The 17240-nt window shown below is 69.0% G+C and carries 16 protein-coding genes, 2 rRNA genes and 1 pseudogene; 8 read left to right on the top strand and 11 right to left on the bottom strand.

Annotation, left to right across the window (positions count from 1 at the left end):
* Positions 1 to 145: 145 nt before the first annotated feature.
* Positions 146 to 628, top strand: a pseudogene (locus tag LDL49_RS59385) (ferritin family protein); the annotation flags it as partial.
* Between the two features lie 261 nt (positions 629 to 889).
* Here the strand turns inward: LDL49_RS59385 and LDL49_RS38920 are convergent.
* Positions 890 to 2347 (bottom strand): MFS transporter, encoded by a 1458-nt coding sequence (locus LDL49_RS38920; RefSeq protein WP_225299140.1) that lies wholly within the window; start codon positions 2345 to 2347, stop codon positions 890 to 892.
* 55 nt (positions 2348 to 2402) lie between these two features.
* Here LDL49_RS38920 and LDL49_RS38915 point away from each other — a divergent pair, with 55 nt between their 5' ends.
* The 4 genes from LDL49_RS38915 to LDL49_RS38900 all read left to right on the top strand — a co-directional run bounded on the left by LDL49_RS38915 (position 2403) and on the right by LDL49_RS38900 (position 7494).
* The gene (locus LDL49_RS38915; protein WP_225299138.1) at positions 2403 to 3110 is read left to right on the top strand and encodes a TetR/AcrR family transcriptional regulator C-terminal domain-containing protein; all 708 of its coding nucleotides are present in this window, start codon (positions 2403 to 2405) and stop codon (positions 3108 to 3110) included.
* Between the two features lie 13 nt (positions 3111 to 3123).
* Positions 3124 to 4743: an AMP-binding protein gene (locus tag LDL49_RS38910; protein WP_263656070.1), complete on the top strand. Its 1620-nt coding sequence runs from the start codon at positions 3124 to 3126 to the stop codon at positions 4741 to 4743.
* Between the two features lie 61 nt (positions 4744 to 4804).
* Positions 4805 to 6421, top strand: a complete 1617-nt coding sequence (locus LDL49_RS38905; protein ID WP_225299136.1) for a PucR family transcriptional regulator — start codon at positions 4805 to 4807, stop codon at positions 6419 to 6421.
* A 32-nt stretch (positions 6422 to 6453) separates the two neighbouring features.
* Positions 6454 to 7494: a methyltransferase gene (locus tag LDL49_RS38900; RefSeq protein ID WP_225299134.1), complete on the top strand. Its 1041-nt coding sequence runs from the start codon at positions 6454 to 6456 to the stop codon at positions 7492 to 7494.
* Here LDL49_RS38900 and trpS read toward each other — a convergent pair.
* Positions 7491 to 8456 carry a tryptophan--tRNA ligase gene (gene trpS, locus LDL49_RS38895; protein ID WP_225299133.1) on the bottom strand — a complete coding sequence of 322 codons (966 nt, stop codon included), beginning with the start codon at positions 8454 to 8456 and terminating at the stop codon, positions 7491 to 7493. The genes LDL49_RS38900 and trpS overlap by 4 nt on opposite strands.
* Before the next feature lie 210 nt (positions 8457 to 8666).
* Positions 8667 to 8810 (bottom strand): hypothetical protein, encoded by a 144-nt coding sequence (locus tag LDL49_RS38890; protein ID WP_225299131.1) that lies wholly within the window; start codon positions 8808 to 8810, stop codon positions 8667 to 8669.
* A 198-nt stretch (positions 8811 to 9008) separates the two neighbouring features.
* On the opposite strand from LDL49_RS38890, the gene LDL49_RS38885 reads away from it, so the two are divergent.
* Positions 9009 to 10487: a phosphodiester glycosidase family protein gene (locus LDL49_RS38885; protein ID WP_225299128.1), complete on the top strand. Its 1479-nt coding sequence runs from the start codon at positions 9009 to 9011 to the stop codon at positions 10485 to 10487.
* Positions 10488 to 10815: 328 nt separating this feature from the next.
* Here LDL49_RS38885 and LDL49_RS38880 read toward each other — a convergent pair whose 3' ends face one another.
* A complete protein-coding gene (locus tag LDL49_RS38880) occupies positions 10816 to 11871 on the bottom strand; it encodes an aldo/keto reductase (protein WP_308016247.1) in 1056 nt (351 codons plus the stop codon).
* A 55-nt stretch (positions 11872 to 11926) separates the two neighbouring features.
* Here LDL49_RS38880 and LDL49_RS38875 point away from each other — a divergent pair, with 55 nt between their 5' ends.
* Positions 11927 to 12355, top strand: a complete 429-nt coding sequence (locus tag LDL49_RS38875) for a MerR family transcriptional regulator (protein ID WP_225299126.1) — start codon at positions 11927 to 11929, stop codon at positions 12353 to 12355.
* 4 nt (positions 12356 to 12359) lie between these two features.
* On the opposite strand, the gene LDL49_RS38870 is transcribed toward LDL49_RS38875, so the two are convergent.
* Genes LDL49_RS38870 through LDL49_RS38860 form a run of 3 tightly spaced genes read right to left on the bottom strand, consistent with a single transcriptional unit; the run spans position 12360 to position 14163 of the window.
* Positions 12360 to 12869 carry an SRPBCC family protein gene (locus LDL49_RS38870; RefSeq protein WP_225299124.1) on the bottom strand — a complete coding sequence of 170 codons (510 nt, stop codon included), beginning with the start codon at positions 12867 to 12869 and terminating at the stop codon, positions 12360 to 12362.
* The gene (locus LDL49_RS38865; RefSeq protein ID WP_225299122.1) at positions 12869 to 13204 is read right to left on the bottom strand and encodes an ArsR/SmtB family transcription factor; all 336 of its coding nucleotides are present in this window, start codon (positions 13202 to 13204) and stop codon (positions 12869 to 12871) included. Before LDL49_RS38865 ends, LDL49_RS38870 begins: the two co-directional genes overlap by 1 nt.
* Before the next feature lie 53 nt (positions 13205 to 13257).
* Positions 13258 to 14163: a LysR family transcriptional regulator gene (locus LDL49_RS38860; protein WP_225299120.1), complete on the bottom strand. Its 906-nt coding sequence runs from the start codon at positions 14161 to 14163 to the stop codon at positions 13258 to 13260.
* 72 nt (positions 14164 to 14235) lie between these two features.
* Here LDL49_RS38860 and LDL49_RS38855 point away from each other — a divergent pair, with 72 nt between their 5' ends.
* Positions 14236 to 14637 carry a RidA family protein gene (locus LDL49_RS38855; protein ID WP_225299118.1) on the top strand — a complete coding sequence of 134 codons (402 nt, stop codon included), beginning with the start codon at positions 14236 to 14238 and terminating at the stop codon, positions 14635 to 14637.
* Between the two features lie 504 nt (positions 14638 to 15141).
* Here LDL49_RS38855 and LDL49_RS38850 read toward each other — a convergent pair.
* The 4 genes from LDL49_RS38850 to LDL49_RS38835 all read right to left on the bottom strand — a co-directional run.
* On the bottom strand, positions 15142 to 15885 hold the full coding sequence (locus tag LDL49_RS38850) for a hypothetical protein (protein ID WP_225299116.1): 744 nt from the start codon (positions 15883 to 15885) through the stop codon (positions 15142 to 15144).
* Between the two features lie 134 nt (positions 15886 to 16019).
* A complete protein-coding gene (locus LDL49_RS38845) occupies positions 16020 to 16256 on the bottom strand; it encodes an Lrp/AsnC ligand binding domain-containing protein (RefSeq protein WP_263656081.1) in 237 nt (78 codons plus the stop codon).
* A gap of 655 nt (positions 16257 to 16911) precedes the next feature.
* Positions 16912 to 17028, bottom strand: a 5S ribosomal RNA gene (rrf, locus tag LDL49_RS38840).
* A gap of 89 nt (positions 17029 to 17117) precedes the next feature.
* Positions 17118 to 17240 (bottom strand): 23S ribosomal RNA (locus tag LDL49_RS38835); the annotation flags it as partial.

The raw sequence follows: 17240 nt of genomic DNA, 5'->3' as shown, positions 1-17240 counted from the left end.
ATCTCCCGTCCGCCCGCGGGCGTACGACCGCCTTGATCGCTACGCCCGCGGGGGCACCACGATTGCCCACCGGCGGCCGACGACCGGCCACCCCCCGCTCCCCCACCATCGAGTCATCACCAGAGAAGACTCAGGGAGAGCGGACATGACCATCACCGTGGACCACCGGCCCGACGTGCACCCCGGCCCGCCGAAGCTCGACCGCGACCAGCTGCTCCGGGCCCAGCGGGACACGCTCGCCACCCCGCGCATGAAGTACAGCCTGCTGGCCAAGATGATGTTCAAGCCCGTCGACCTCATGTACGGCAAGCAGGGCTCGTTCACCAAGTTCGCCATGCTGGAGATCATCGCCCGCGTGCCGTACCAGGCGTGGGAGCGCATGGGCTACTGGGCCGTGCACCGCCACGCGGGGCGCTCGGGCCTGGCCAGGCGGGTCTTCGAGCGCATCGTGGAGGCCCGCGCCGATCAGGACAACGAGCAGTGGCACCTGCTGATCATGCAGGACCTCGTCCAGCGGCACGGGCTCAAGCAGACCTGGCTGCTGCACCAGGCGGCGCCGTGGCTGATCTCGTTCTTCTACTACCACGTGTCGTGGGTGCTGTTCCTGGTCCGGCCCGACTGGAGTTACCGGCTGAACGCGGAGTTCGAGGACCACGCCGAGCACGAGTACATGACGTTCGTGGCGGACAACCCCGACCTGGACTTCGTCCCCGACCCGGGCACCTACGCCGCCGAGTACGGCCGCTACCGGTCGGGGGGCGGCCCGGGGGGGCGGGGGGGGCCCGCCGCGCGGGCCGCCCAAAAGGGCCGACCTGCTGCGGCAGGTCGGCCACGACGAGCGGACGCACAAACTGGACAGCCTGGAGGCCATGCGCGAGCCCCGCATCCGCTAGACCGGGGCGGACTCGGTGGTGTGGGCCGCGGTGACGGGAGCGGCCGGCCGCAGCACCGCGAGGGCGAGCAGCGCGGCCGCCACGCAGAACCCGGCCCCGACCCAGGAGCCGAAGTGCATCGCGTCGGTGAAGGCCGCGCGGGCGGGCTCCACGATGCCCAGCTTGAAGGCGCCGCCGATCGACTCCCTGGCCGCCTCGGGCGCGTCGGCGGGCATCGCCGAGGTGAACACCCCGGCCAGCACGCTGCCCAGGATGGCGATGCTCATGGCCATGCCGACCTGCTGCACGGTGTCGTTCAGCGCGGAGCCGACACCCGCGTGCTCCATGGGGATGGCCCCCATCAGCGACGCGTACGCCGCGGGCCCGGCCAGGCCGCCGCCGACGCCCATGATCAGCAGTGCGGTGAGCACCGCGATGTAGCCGGTGGTCGTGGCGAGCACCACGAAACCGCCGCACATGACCACCAGCCCCGAGGAGATCAGCAGCCGGTTGCTGGCCTTCTGGCCCAGTCCGGCGCCGACCACGTTGAAGACGGTCGCGGCGATGGCGTACGGCAGCAGCGCCAGACCGGCCTGCATGGGCCCGTAGCCGAGCACGAACTGCAGATACTGCGTCAGCATCAGCATCACGGCCCCGGCCCCGAACGACATCAGCAGGATCGAGAACGACGCCCCGCTGAAGTTGCGGTTCCTGAACAGTTCGAGCGGCAGCATCGGATGCTCCGACCGCCGCTCCCAGATCACGAACGCGCCGAGCGCGACCACGGCGATGGCGATGCCGACCGGGTTCCACTCGCGCTCGATGATGACGTAGACGGCCGAGGTCAGGCCGATGATCGACAGCACCACGCCCACCGGGTCGATCGTCCGGCCCGCGCTGCGGGTCTCCGGCATCAGCGCCACGGCGGCCACGACCGCGACCAGCGCGATGGGGATGTTCAGCAGGAAGACCGAGCCCCACCAGTAGTGGTCGAGCAGGAAGCCGCCCAGCGTGGGGCCCGCGATCACCCCCACCATGGCGACGGCGCTCCACGCGGCCATGGCCTTGCGCCGCTCCTCCTCGTCGAAGACGGTCATCAGGATGGACAGCGTCGAGGGCATCAGGAGCGACCCACCGATGCCCATGAGGGCCCGCGAGCCGATCAGCTGCCACGGCTCGGACGAGAGCACCGCCAGCAGCGACGCGCCGCCGAAGAACAGCAGGCCGATGATCAGGAACCGCCGGCGCCCGAACCGGTCGGACAGGCTGCCCGCGGTGAGCAGCAGACCGGCGTAGGCCAGCACGTAGGCGTCAATGATCCACTGGATGTCGCCGGGGCTCGCGCCCAGATCCTTGATCAGTTTGGGGATGGCCAGGTTGAGGACGGTGTTGTCGACGACCAGGACCAACAGTGACAGACAGAGGACGCCGAGAATCCACCAACGACGGGGATCTCGCACAGTGTTCGATTCCACTCGCACACCGTACGACAAACCTCGTACAGTGTGCGAGTGGAATTATCCTGGAGGCGTGACCAGCAAGCAGTACAACTCCGTGTGGTTCCGCGAGCCGCGCAAGCAGGCCGGCTCCAGCCCCGGCCGCAGCCGCGAAGAGATCGTCGCGGCCGCCATGGAGCTGCTCGACGACGAGGGCCTGGCCGGGCTGAGCATGCGCAAGCTCGGGGCGAAGCTCGGCGCGGGGGCGACCAGCCTCTACTGGTACGTGGCCCACAAGGACGAGCTGCTGGAGCTGGTCTACGACGAGATCTGGGGCGAGATGATCGCACCGGACCCCGAGGAGGTGGGCTGGCGGGACGCCGCCTCGGTCATGGCCCACAGCATGCGCCAGGTGATCCTGCGGCATCGGTGGGCGGCCGACCTTATCGGCCGCCTGCCGGCGCTGGGGCCCAACGCGCTCATGATCTCCGACCAGACGCGCAAGACGTTCAAGCTGGCCGGATTCACCGGGACGGACATCGACTACGCCAACGCGACGCTCACCGCCTTCGTGTTCGGCATGACGATCCCCGAGGTCGCCTGGGACACCGCGATGGCGGGCTACGAATATGACGGGGACAACCTCCGCCAGACCGTCGCCAAGGCCGCGGCCGGCTACCCCGACCTCATGGAGGCGATCAATGCCGCCAACTACGAGAATCCGCGCGTGATGCGCGAGGTGTGCTTCGACTTCGGCCTCGTGTCGGTGCTCGACGGCCTTGAGAGGCGGCTGGTGACGTAGCAGGATCCCGAACATGAGCGATTTCCGTGCCGCACGTGACCTCCTCCTCGCAGCCGACTACCCGACGGCTCGCCGCGAGTTCCGCTGGCCGGAGCTGACGGACTTCAACTGGGCGCTCGACTGGTTCGACGGCGTCCTGGCCGCCGAGACCCCCGACGCGGTCGCGCTGAAGATCGTCGGCAAGGTCACTTATACCTTCGCCGAGCTGTCCGCCCGCTCCAACCAGGTCGCCAACTGGCTGCACGAGCAGGGCGTACGACGTGGCGACCGGATCCTGCTCATGCTGGGCAACCAGGCCGAGCTGTGGGAGTCGCTGCTGGCGGCCATGAAGCTGGGCGCGGTGATCATCCCGGCCACGACGCTGCTGACCGCCAAGGACATCGTCGAGCGCGTCGAACGCGGCGGTGTCTCCCACGTGATCGCGAACGCCTCCGACGCGGGCAAGTTCGGCGACGGCGGCTACACCAGGATCGCGGTCGGCGACGCGTACGGCTGGCTGCCCTACGCCGAGACCTACGAGGCGGCCGCGGACTTCGCCCCGGACGGGCCGAGCCGGGCCGGCGACACGCTGCTGCTCTACTTCACCTCGGGCACGACCTCGCAGCCCAAGCTGGTCGAGCACACGCACGCCTCCTATCCGGCGGGCCACCTGTCGACCATGTTCTGGATCGGGCTCAGGCCCGGCGACGTGCACCTCAACGTGTCCTCGCCCGGCTGGGCCAAGCACGCGTGGAGCAACGTGTTCGCGCCGTGGAACGCGGGCGCCACCGTGCTGATCCACGACTACCAGCGCTTCTCCGCCGTCGCCCTGCTGGAGGTGCTGCGCGACGAGCGGGTCACCACGTTCTGCGCGCCGCCGACCGTGTGGCGGATGCTCATCCAGGAGGACCTGGCGGCGTGGCGGCTGCCGCTGCGTACGGCCGTCGCGGCGGGCGAGCCGCTCAACCCGGAGATCATCGACCAGGTCGCCAAGGCGTGGGGGCTGACGATCAGGGACGGCTACGGCCAGACCGAGACCACCGCCCAGGTGGGCAACGTGCCCGGCGAGCCGGTCAAGCCGGGGTCGATGGGCCGGCCGCTGCCCGGCTACGACGTCGTGCTGCTCGACCCGATCACTGGGGAGGTGGGCGACGACGGCGAGATCTGCCTGCCGCTGACCGACCGCCCCCTCGGCCTCATGTCCGGATATGTCGGCGGATCTAGTGAGGCGATGCGGGGCGGCTACTACCACACGGGCGACGTCGCGACCCGTGACGGCGACGGCTACATCACCTACGTGGGCAGGACCGACGACGTCTTCAAAGCCTCCGACTACCGCATCTCACCCTTCGAGCTGGAGAGCGTACTCCTGGAGCACGAGGCCGTCGCGGAGGCGGCCGTGGTGCCCGCGCCGGATCCGGTGCGGCTGGCCGTACCCAAGGCTTACGTGACGCTGGCGCCCGGGTTCGAGGCGGACGAGGCGACGGCCCGCTCCATCTTCGAGCACTCACGGCGCGAGCTGGCGCCGTACAAGCGCGTGCGCAGGCTGGAGTTCGGTGAGTTGCCCAAGACCATCTCCGGCAAGATCCGGCGAGTGGAGTTGCGGGAGCGGGAGGCCGCCCGGGAGTTCAGGGAGGACGAACTGGGCTCGTGACCGGCACACTGTAAATGGGTACCTATCCGATCTTACAGGCTGATCGGCTAGGCTCGGGCGCGTGCTGCCCACCATCGCCGACGTCCTCGCCCTGGACACCGTCCGCCGCGGTAACCCGCGCGTGGTCGCGGGCGGCGACCGGCTGGACACCAAGGTGCGGTGGGTGCACGTCGGCGAGATCGCCGACATCGCCCACCTGCTCCGCGGCGGGGAGCTGGTGCTCACCACGGGAGTGGCGCTGCCCGAGGACCCGGAGAAGCTCGCCGACTACATCGGTGAGCTGTCGGCCGTCGGCGCCTCCGGGCTGATCGTCGAGCTGGGCCGCCGGTTCGTCCGCGAGCTGCCCCGCGCCGTGGTCAAGGCGGCGGAGGAGCACGGGCTACCGCTGATCGTGCTGACCCGCGAGACGCCGTTCGTGCAGATCACCGAGTCCGTGCACGAGCGGATCATCGACATCCAGCTGGAGGAGCTGCGCGCCTCCGAGCAGCTGCACGAGGTCTTCACCGAGCTGTCCGTGGAAGGCGCCTCGCCCGCCGAGGTGCTCGTCCAGGTGGCCCGGCTGTCCAGCCGCCCGGTCCTGCTGGAGAACCTCGCCCACCAGGTGCTGGCCTGCGAGTCCGCGGGCCGCGACGCCGGCGCGCTGCTGGCCGGCTGGGAGAGCAGGTCACGCGCCGTCGCACCGGCCGAGCGGACCGCCTACGACGCCGCCTCCGGCTGGCTGGTCACCACGGTCGGTGCGCGCGGACAGGACTGGGGGCGACTGATCCTGATCTGCGAGAGTCCGCCGTCACCCCGCGACCTGGTGCTCGCCGAGCGCGCCGCCACCACGCTCGCCCTGGGCCGCCTGCTCGAACGTCACCAGGAGTCCCTCGAACGCCAGGCGCACGGCACGATCATCACCGGCATCCTCACCCACGCCTACGCCGATCCGGACGAGGCCGCCGCCCGCGCCCGCGCCGTGGGCGTGCCGCTCACCGGGCGTAAGCTGGTCAGCGTCGTCATCCGGCCGACCGAGCCCGTCGAGCAGGCGCTCGACGGGCAGGCGCAGCTCGGCGAGCTGGCCGAGGCCACCGCCGCCGCCTGCCGCGACGCCCGGCTGCCCGCCCTCGTGGGCGCGCTCGACCAGGACCGGGTCGGCGTCCTGCTCCCCCTGCCGCCGCGCTCGGGCGCCGAGCCCGCGCTGACGGCGCTCGCCGATCGGCTGCGCGTCCTGTGGAAGCCCGGCGCCGCGTTCGTCCTGGCCTCGGGCTCGGTGGTGGAGTCGATCAGGGACGTACGCCGCAGCTTCCTCGAAGCCGAGCAGGTGGCCGACGTGGCCGTCCGGCAGCCCGACGGCCGGGCCTTCTACCGGCTGCCCGACCTGCGCCTGCGCGGGCTGCTCCACCTGCTGCGCGACGACGCCCGGCTGCAGACGTTCGCCGAGCGGGAGCTCGGGCCGCTGCTGGCGCACGACGCGCAGCGGGGCGGCGACCTGGCCCGCATCCTGCGCATCTACCTGGACGCGGGGCGCAACAAGGCGGTGGCCGCCCAGAAGGCCCACCTGTCCAGGCCCGCCTTCTACGACCGGCTGCGCCGCCTCGAACGCATCCTCGACACCGACCTGGACGACGTCGAGTCGTGCCTGTCCCTGCACGTGGCCCTGCTGGCGCTGGAGTCGTTCCGCCGGGACAGCAGGTAACATTTTTTCCCCTCGCGGCTTACCGTCGCGATGTGCCCCTATTCGTCAATCCCCTGGAAGCGGCGGCGCACCGCCTGTCGATCCTGCCCCCGATACTCGACTACTTCGGCGTCATGGGCCTGCACGCGCTGATCGCGGGGATGCGGCTCGGCCTCTTCGACGCCCTGCGCGGCGGCCCCATGACCGCCGCCGACCTCGCGGGATCGCTCGGCCTGGACCCGCACGCGACGGACGTGCTGCTGCGCGGGCTGACCGGGCTCGGCTACCTGCGCGCCAGACGCGGCCGCTACCGGCTGACCCGAACGGCCCGCCTCTGGCTCACCTCCGACTCCCCCGCCTGCCTGGCCGAGGGCCTGTACTTCTGGGAGCGCACCGCCTGCGTGATCTGGCCCCAGCTCGAACGGACCGTACGTGACGGGTCGCCCATCACCTCGCTGTACGCGCTGACGGAGAGCGAGCCCGAGCTGTCGCGCTCGTTCCAGGCGTGGACCGCCGCCGTGGCCGGCCGCCAGGCGCCCGCCACCGCGGCCGCCATCCCGGTCCCCGCGGGCGCCACGCGAATGCTGGACGTGGGCGGCAGCCATGCCCGCTACAGCGTGGAGCTGCTGCGGCGGCACCCGGCGCTGCGGGGCACCGTGATCGACCTGCCCGAGGCCCTCGAATCGGCGGCGGCCCACCCCCGGCTGACGCTGCGGGCCGGCTCGTTCCTCGACGAGGACCTGGGCGGCGGGTACGACGTGATCCTGCTGTTCAACATCCTGCACTGTCTCGACGACCAGGAGGTGGGCACCCTGCTGGGGCGGCTGGCCAAGGCGCTCAACCCCGGCGGCACGATCGCGATCGGCGACCAGTTCGGTGACAGCCTCATGCCTGGCCGGGCCAGCCGTACCCTGCTCGACCTGCTCCACCTCAACTACCTGGTGGCGGGCGGCGGCCGGATCCGTACCTACAAGGAAGTGGCCCGCCTGCTCAGGGAGGCCGGCTTCACCAGACCGCGGCACCGCCGCCTCCTGAGATCCCCGGCCACCGAACTGGCCATCGCCAGAGGCCCGCGCCAGAAGCCCATCGCCTAGAAGCCCATCGCCGCCCGTACCTCCCCGAGCGTGACGATCGCCCGCTCACGGGCGCGCTCGTTGCCGTCCGTCAGCACCTGCCTGGCATCGGCCGCCGAGTGCTCAAGGCGGCGTTTTCTCATCGGGCGCAGGAACTCGTTGACCGCCTCGGTGACCAGCCGTTTCAGTGTGGAGGCCCCGCCGTTGCCGATCTCGTCGACGATGGACTCGGGCGCGCGGCCGAGGCAGAGGCCGGCCAGGGTGAGCAGGTTCGCCACCTCCGGCCGGTTCGCCTCGTCGAAGGTGATGAGCCGCTCGGAGTCGGTGCGGGCCGCGCGGATCAGCGCCGCCGTCTCGTCCTCGGTGGCGGACAGGGCTATCGCGTTGCCCCGGCTCTTGCTCATCTTGCCGCCGCCCAGGCCATGGAGCAGCGGCCGCGCGCCCATCATGGCCTCCGGCACCGGGAAGACGGGGCCGTAGCGCTCGTTGAAGCGCCGCGCCACCAGCCGGGTCACCTCCACGTGCGGCAGCTGGTCCTTGCCGACCGGCACCAGAGTCCCCTTGCAGAACAGGATGTCGGCCGCCTGATGCACCGGATAGGTGAACATCAGGCCGTTGACCGCCTGCTGCGTACTGTGCGCGATCTCGTCCTTGACGGTCGGGTTGCGGCTCAGCTCGGCCACGGACACCAGGCTGAGAAAGGGCAGCAGCAGCTGGTTCAGCTCAGGGATCGCGCTGTGCTGGAAGATCGTCACCTTCGCGGGGTCGAGCCCGATGGCCAGGTAGTCGAGGACCAAGCTGGTGATGTTCTGCTGGATCGCGCCGGGAAGATCCCGATCGGTGATCACCTGATAGTCGGCGACCAGCACGTACATGGGGTGGACGTCCTGCAGGGCGACGCGGTTGGCCAGTGTGCCGAAGTAGTGGCCCAGGTGGAGCGGCCCCGTCGGGCGGTCTCCGGTGAGCACGACGTGATCCATCATGGGTTCCTTTCTTCAGGTCATGCCGTCCTGAAGAAGAACCCACGCACCGGGCCCGTCCTGAGGACGGCCCGAGCATGCGGAGATCAGCGGCCGTCTGTCGGCCGCCACCACATGCTGATGCGTGTCATGCGCCTCATTCTAGGTGTGGGCGTAGGGATAGGCGCAAGCCGCACAGAACCCAGAAGCTGTGCGGCTTGCGCCGGCTCGTGGTCACTCGTGAGGATCGCGCGTCACGTCGGGGCGGGTCCGGTCGTCGGGGTACATCACCCATCCGCGTGGACGGGTGACGAACGCGCCCAGGATGAACCCCAGAATCACGCTCGCGATGATCACAATGAGGATGCTCAGCCCCATCACGGCTGCCTCTCGGACTGGTGTGCCGCTCGGTCGCGGCCTACCGCACGGTAACGCCGCGCCCACAGTGCGCGCAGGAAAATCCGCCGAGGGATGTCAATCTTGTAACCTCTCAGACCGTTTAGCGTGTTTCCCTGCCTCCGCGACCATGATCTCGCCAGGATGGGTCGGTTCCTTTGCCCGCCCTCTGGAGTTTTCATGTCTCGACGCACCTTCGCCGTCGGCTTGTCGATAGCCACGGTCCTCACGGCGACGGCCGTACCCAGCGCGGCCGCCGAGCAGGTTTCGGTCTCGTTCCCCTCGGCCAAGTTCCCGCTGGGCGTCCCGGCCGTACCGGCCAAGACGATGACCAGCGTGGCGCCGGGCATCGACCTCTGGAACGTGAAGGCGGGCAAGGCGACCGACGGCTTCACCGTCACGGTGCTGATGCCGAGCGGCCGCGACTACGGCATGCAGCAGACCGCCGAGGCCAAGGTGGCCGAGGTCGAGGCCACGGGCGAGACGGCCAGCCTGCAGAAGGTCGTCCGGCCGAAGGTCGCCGACGCCGACGCCCAGACCGTCTACATGGTGCGGGTCGGGCTCTGGAAGTTCGAGGAGAAGGACAAGGCCGCCGAGACGGCCAAGAAGCTCAAGGACGCCGGGCTGAAGGTCAGGGTCGACTACGTCGGCGACGACGGCATGAAGACCACCGGGCCCTGGGACGTCAAGGTGGTCATGATCGACGCCAGGAAGTTCCACGGCTCGTACAGCTCCACGCTCGGCACCAGCGTCGCCGCCCGCGAGACCGTCTCCTCGATGGCCAAGGCCAACAAGGCGATCGCGGCAGTGAACGGCGGCTTCTTCAACATCCACACCGCCAAGAACCTGCGCGGCGAGCCGGTCGGCATCTCGGTGGTCGGCGGCAGGCTGCTCAGCGAGGCCGTACCGGGCCGCTCCGCCGTCGTGCTCAAGGGTCGTACCGCCCGCATCACCGAGCTCAAGTCGACCGTGACCGCGATCGCGCAGGACGGCCAGAAGCTGACGGTCAACGGCGTCAACCGCGCCGCGGCGGCGGACGAGCTGATCCTCTACACCGCGGAGTACGGCGCCAAGACGCCCACGGACGACGGCGCCGACGCCGTGCTCGACGCCAACGACAAGGTCGTGGCACTACGCGCGCCGGGCGCCGAGGTACCGGCCGGCTCCCGGGTCCTGCACGGCTCCGCCGGCATCGCCGCCGAATGGCTGAACGCGCACGCGGCGGAAGGCGGAACCGTCAAGGTCGACACCAAGGTCGTGGACGTACGGGCGGGCAAGGCGCTCAAGCTCACGCCCGACCTGAGCGTGATCGGGGGCAATGTCGGCCTGGTCAGGAACGGGCACGTCAAGATCACCGCCAAGCGTGACGGCCACGACTCCGTGAACATGATCCTCCGCCGCCACCCGCGCACCCTGCTGGGCACCACCCGCAACGGCAGCCTGATCCTGGCGACCATCGACGGCCGTCAGCCTGGCGTGTCGGTGGGGGCCAACTTCATCGAGGCGGCACAGTTCATGCGCTGGCTGGGCGCCACGCAGGCGGTCAACCTGGACGGCGGCGGCTCCACGGCGATGGTGGTGGGCGACAAGCTGGTCAACCGCCCGTCCGACGGGGTGGAGCGCGGCGTCGGCGATGCCCTGCTGGTCCTGCCGAAGTAACCACCCATTTCGTTCACCCTCTCCCCCGAGGGGGCCCAGCCACGACGGACCGTCCCTTCCACTCCCCCGGAAGGGGGGTCCCTCCCCAGGGACCTCAGCCCACGACGGACCGTCCCCTCCCACACCCCCCAAAAGGGGACCCCTCCAAGGGACCCCAGCCACCACGAACGGTCGACGGTCGGGTGACGAACCACCCAGCGAACCATCGTGGACACCGCACCAGCCCAGGTGAGCGCGGCCCGAGCGGGTGAGCGCAGTCTCCCCGCGCTCACCCGGATCCTCCCGCATCACCCGTATCACCGGCATCACCCGCATCACCGGCGGCCGATCAGCCCGCGGCGCGCTCCGCCAGCGGTCGGCGGCGCCGAGCGGGGTCCGACAGCGTCGGCGGGGTCCAGGCGCCGTCCGGGTGGTAGAGGTTGGCCCCCGGCGGCACGATCTCGTCGATCCGGTCGAGGACCGCGTCGTCGAGCGTGAGCGCGGCCCCCTTCAGCAGCGACTCCAGCTGTTCCATGGTCCTCGGCCCAGTGATCACCGACGTGACACCGGGATGCGCCGCGCAGAAGGCCACGGCGAGCTCGGGCAGCGAGCAACCGAGGCCGTCCGCGACCTCGGCCAGCTCCTCCACTGCGTCGAACTTGGCCGCGTTCCCGGGGATCGAGGGATCGAACCGGGCCGGCGTGAGCGAGGCGCGCCCGGTGGTGAGATCGATGGCCTGCCCCTTCCTGTACTTGCCGCTCAGGAAGCCGGACGCGAGCGGGCTCCAGGTCAGCACCCCCATCCCGAGGCGCTGGCAGACCGGCAGCACCGAGGCTTCGATCCCCCGGGCGAGCAGAGAATAGGGCGGCTGCTCGGTCCTGAACCTCTGAAGGCCCCGGCGCTCGGCGACGTGATACGCCTCGACGATCTCGTCGGCCGGAAAGGTCGAGCAGCCGAAGGCCCGGATCTTCCCCGCGCGCACCAGGTCGGTCAGCGCGGAGAGCGTCTCCTCGATGTCGGTCGTGTGGTCGGGCCGATGCACCTGGTAGAGGTCGATCCAGTCGGTCCGCAGGCGCCTCAGGCTCTCCTCGACCTCCTTGACGATCCACCGCCGCGAATTACCGCCCCGGTTGCGGCCCTCCCCCATGGGGAAGTGCACCTTGGTGGCGAGCACGACGTCGTCGCGGCGCCCCTCGAGCGCCTTGCCGACGATCTCCTCGGACTCACCCGCGGAGTACATGTCCGCGGTGTCGATGAAGTTGATCCCCCGGTCGAGCGCCGCGTGAATGATGCGGACGCAGTCATCGTGGTCCTTGTTGCCGACAGCACCGAACATCATCGCGCCGAGACAGTGGACGCTTACCTCTATGCCGGTGCCGCCGAGAGTGCGGTAACGCATGGTCATGCGCGGCATCCTAGGATCTAGAGCCGACTTTAGATCAAGCCCTAACCTGTACGGCATGCCGGAGATTTTGAGCATTGGACAGGTCGCGGAGCGGACCGGATTGAGCGTTCACACGCTGCGCTTTTACGAGCGCGAGGGCATCCTGCACAGTCCGGTGCGCCGCGGGGCCGGCGGGAACCGCGTCTACAGCGAGCAGGACATCGAGTGGCTGACCTTGTGCATGGTCCTGCGCGCCTCCGGCATGCCGCTGCCGGCGATCCGGCGCTACACCGAGCTCGTCAGGGAGGGCGCGGGGAACGAGGCGGAACGACTCGCGCTGCTGAGACGGCACCGCGAGTATCTGATCACCCAGATGGCGAACCTCAGCGAGTGCATGGACCTGATCAACTACAAGGTCGGGGTGTACGAGGACCTCATCGACGAGGGCGCGGCCGACCACTCGTGCAACACGCCGACTCTCCCGGCGGACGAAGCGCCAGACTAGGCCACTATTGGGGGATCTCGGCGCCCGACGGCATACCGTCGGCGACATAGGCGTCATAGTGCCCACGCCACGACTCGGCGCTCTCACCGTGCGGCCCGTCGCCCGGCTGTCCGGCCACGACCTTGTCCAGCTCCGCCAGGCAGACAGCCCATCCTGCCGCGTTGCGCGCCGCCGCGTCCCGCGCCTCGATCACGTTGACCAGCGTGAACGTACACCCGCCAGCACCATCGGACGTCAGCTCCAACCGCAGCTCGTCACCGCCCCACGTGAAGACGAAGCGCCGCGGCGGATCCCAGACCAGGATGGTGCCCGTGACGCTGTCCATGTGCGGGTCGTCGGAGAACTCGATCTTCCCGCCTTCTCGCGCGTCCATCGTCACGTTCTGCGGGAACCAGTGAGTCAGCTCACCCGGCTCGGTCACCGCCCGCCACACCCGCTCGACGGGATGGGGGTAGGTGCGCTGGAAGCGCACGGCCGGACGGCCGTCGATCTCGATGTATGTTCCGCGGTCCATCATGACTCCTTGCCTATGTCTGCGCCGGTATCCGGCTCATCGAGGTGGCGCCCGAGGATGTCGAGCCGGTCGTTCCAGAGCCGCCGGTATGGGGCCAGCCATTGATCGAGCTCGGCGATCGGCTCCAGATCGATCGCGTAGATGCGACGCTGGGCGTCCTTACGCACCCGGACCAGCCCTGCCGCCCGGAGCACCCGGAGATGCTTGGACGCGGTGGGCTGGGTGACACCGAGCTCGTCGACCAGCTCCGTGACCGACCGATCTCGCTCACGCAGCAGATCGAGCACCGCCCGCCGATGGGGATCCACGAGAGCAGCCCAGATCACATCGCTCATACCAGCCACCATACCTCATGGCGTATGTACGCATCAAGGCATGTAGTCCGTAGTTAATGCGGGCCGGGGAGGCACTCCCTACCCACCTCCAGGAACCGACCGACCAGCGGATTCCCATCCTCTCGCCGCCAGCACATGGCCACCGTGGTGCGTGCGCTGTCCGGCTCGATCCGGCGATAGGACACTCCCTTGAGCCGGATCCGGCGCACGCTCGCCGGGGCAAGGGACACCCCGAGCCCCGCCTCGACCAGCGCGGAGACCGTCGCCCACTCCACCGCGTACTGACCGATGCGCGGCTCGAACCCCACCGACCGGCACAGACCCACGATCCGATCGTGAACCGTCGGCCCGGCCTCTCGGTTCAGCAGCACGAACGGCTCCTCCGCCAGCGCCGCGACAGGAACCACCCGCAGCCCGGCCAGCACATGACCAACCGGCAGAACAGCGACGAACTCCTCGGAAAGCACAACCTCGGCGGCCAGCCCCGGATCGTCAGGCGGCTCCCGCAGGAGCCCGACGTCGATCGAACGCTCCAGGAGCGCCGCCACCTGCGGCGCCGTCGTCATCTCCTTGATCTCCATCTCGACCCCGGGATACCGATCCCGGTAAGCCCGCAGCATCCCCGGCAGGATCGTCAACGCCAGCGACGCCGCGAACCCGACCCGGATGCGCCCGGCCTCTCCCCCACCGACACGCCGCGCCGCCTCCAGCCCGTCCGCGATCTCGCCGAGCGCACGCCGAGCGGCGGGCAGCAGTTCGTGCCCCGCCGACGTCAGGACGACCCCACCGGGCCCTCGCTCGAACAGCGGATGCCCCACCCTCTCCTCCAGCCGCCTGATCTGCTGACTCAGCGGCGGCTGCGCGACACCCAGCCGTATGGCGGCGCGCCCGAAGTGCAACTCCTCAGCCAGAACGGCGAACGCGTAGAGCTGATGCAGCGCGAGCTGAGGACGTTCCATACGTGCAGAGATATCACATCATTCACTCATACGTCTTAGACGTATCACCGCAGTTCGCCTACCGTTCCGTGTATGACAGAAGCACGACGCGCGATCTTCAGCGGCTCCACCTTCGAGGAGCAGATCGGATATGCCCGGGCCGTGGTGGACGGCGACTGGGTCCACGTCTCGGGGACCACCGGGTTCGACTACGCGACCATGACGATCTCCGAAGACGTGGTCGAACAGGCCGAGCAGTGCCTGCGCAACGTCGGAACGGCGCTCACCGAAGCCGGCTGTACGTTCGCCGACGTCGTCCGGGTCCGCTACCTGCTGCCCGACCGAGCGGACTTCGAACCGTGCTGGCCGACCCTCCGCCGCTACTTCGGCGAGATCCGCCCGGCGGCGACGATGCTCGTGTGCGGCCTCTCCGACCCCCGCATGCGCCTCGAGATCGAGGTGTACGCGCGGCTTCGCGGAGCGGTTGCGGTGTGAGCACACACGGCCCCACCGGTCCGGCACCAGCGTGAGCGCAACCGCGGCCCCGCCTGGCCAGGACCAGCGTGAGCGCACGCGGCCCGCCACGCCAGTACCAGCAGGAGCACACACGGCCCCACCACGCCAGTACCAACAGGAGTGCACGCGCGGATGGATCCCCGCCCATGATCACCACCTCCAGCGGCGCCCCTTCCGCTGCTTCCCTACGCCCGCGAAACCGCGTTCGAGTCGCCCGCGCACGGCACCCGGCGCCCCACGAGGAGAGAAGGAAGAGTCCGGGACAGCCGGCCGGGATAGACGTCGGAGTGCGGCAGCCCACCACCCCAAACGTGCCGGGACAAGCCGCACATGCAGCCGTACGTACAGCCGTCCACGCAGAGGGGCCGACCGGGATGTACCAGGTCGGCCCTCTCAGTCGTACATTCGCAGCACTGCCATCATCCGCAGGACGGCCATCCGCAGCCCAGCCATTCGGAGCACAGCCATCCGCAGGACGGCCATTTACAGGACGGCGCAGCCGATTCGGACCGGGACGCGAGCCGAGTAGCGCCCCGACATCGTGTCGTATGCATAGGCGTAGGCGTAGGCGTTGGCCGGCTTGCCGGGGCCGGAGCAGTCGAACTTGCCGGTCTTGTAGCCGAAGCTCCCACCCGGGTAGCCGCTGTTGGACTTGGCGGTCACGCTGCCGTTCCAGTACACCGCGTCGTTGTGGCTCCACCGGATGACCAGCTTGACCTGGCCGAAGTTGTAGTAGCTGCCGTTCAGCTTGAGGCGCGCGATGTCATCGGTGGACGTCGTGGTCGCGGTGCCGTCACCGTTGTCCCTCGGCGAGACGGTGTACTTGGTGATCCACAGCTTGGCCAGAACCTTGCGCCCGGCGCTCGCGCCGTTGTCCGATGCGGCCTGACTGCGCTCGTTGGCGGTGACGCAGACGTCGTCACCGCTGTAGGCCTCGCGCCAGACGTACGGGACGACGCAGGTGTGCGGGCCGAAGGCGCCGTTGGTCCAGCGGCTGTTCTTGGCGGCGTTGTCGGCGGCGACCTGGTCCCGCGTCTTCGGCGTGACACAGACGAGGTCCGACGGCCGGCTGACCCGCCAGACGTAACCCTGACGACACGTCTCAGGGCCGGGGTCCGCGCTGGCGGTCGCTGTGGTGGTGGTTGTGGCGGAAGCGGCGGAAGCCGAGAGGGCGGTGGCCAGACCGGCGATCGCGATGACGGCCAGACCGAGCGAGGTGCGCTTCATGGTAGGTGCCCTGACATGTGTGCTTCCCGGTCTGCTGGTTCCCTCCGGGGCTCGCACCTCAGTTATGCGGTCCGCTACCTGCACCTCTCTTGCGCGATGCTGACGAATGCCACGGATAGTGACATGTAAGTCGCTCAAGCGGACTGCAATTCACCCGACCCACCTTCCGTCAACGGGCAACCCCCATCGGCCTTCACCACCTTCATCGCCAGATACGAGGCCAACTGCGCAACCCCTGGCAACCAGGACAACACCTCCGCATAGAACCGCTCATACGCCTTCACATCGACCCTCAGCAAGAAGTCCGGATCCCCGAACAGCCGATGCGCCTCCACCACCTCCGGCATCCGCGCCGCTCGGTGGGACGCCATCCGCGCCATCGAACTCAGGCCCCCTCGCAATGCCACCGGCCCCGGGCGCGCCAACGCGCACCTCCACCCGTCTACCTCTTCAAGGGACCGCCACGCTTGAGTGGGAGGCCGCATTATCGCCGAGGGCCCGCCAACGGCTGATTGCGAAGCCGCCCTACTGACGAGGAGACGCTCACCAACGGCTGGGCGTGGACATCGCGAGTTGCCGCCGCTGACGCCACAGTGACGGCCGCCCTCCACTCGGGCCGTAGATGGAGAGACCGTAGATGACCGACCACAGGCGTCAGCCGTGAAGGGTCCTAGCGCGCTACCGACCCTTCCGTGTACCTGCCCCCATAACCCGCAAAACCCCATAACGCAAAAAGATCCCACGCGGCAAAGCGTGAGACCTATACAACGCAGGAAGGGGCCTCACGGGCCAAGCCGTCCCCTCCCGCCCTTGGCCTTCCGCCCAGCAGACCGCCCCGCGCCTCGCGGGACCGCACCCAACAAGGCCCGGAAACGCAAGAAAGGGCCCCACACGGCAAAGCGTGAGACCCATACACCGTACAACGCAGAAAAAAAGGGGGCCCGCACGCGTAAGGCGTGCAACCCCCCGTAACGCAGAAAGGGCCCCACACGTCACGCGTGGAGCCCTTTCCCGCTATCAAAGATTGTCCGGCGGTGACCTACTCTCCCACACCCTCCCGAGTGCAGTACCATCGGCGCTGGGAAGCTTAACTTCCGGGTTCGGAATGTAACCGGGTGTTTCCTTCCCGCCATAACCGCCGTAACCCTATGAAACTGTCAAACACACAACCAACCAACCAGGTGTGTTTGTTGTTTCAGAATCGCATAGTGGACGCGAGCAAGAAAAGCTTTGTGGTCAAGTCCTCGGCCTATTAGTACCGGTCAGCTCCACACGTTACCGTGCTTCCACCTCCGGCCTATCAACCCGGTCGTCTACCGGGAGCCTTACCCACTCTCATGGTGGGAGACCTCATC

The organism is Nonomuraea aurantiaca, assembly GCF_020215705.1.
GTDB lineage: Bacteria > Actinomycetota > Actinomycetes > Streptosporangiales > Streptosporangiaceae > Nonomuraea > Nonomuraea aurantiaca.
Note: the sequence above shows the minus strand (reverse complement) of the source record. Positions and strands in the feature narration are given on the sequence as shown.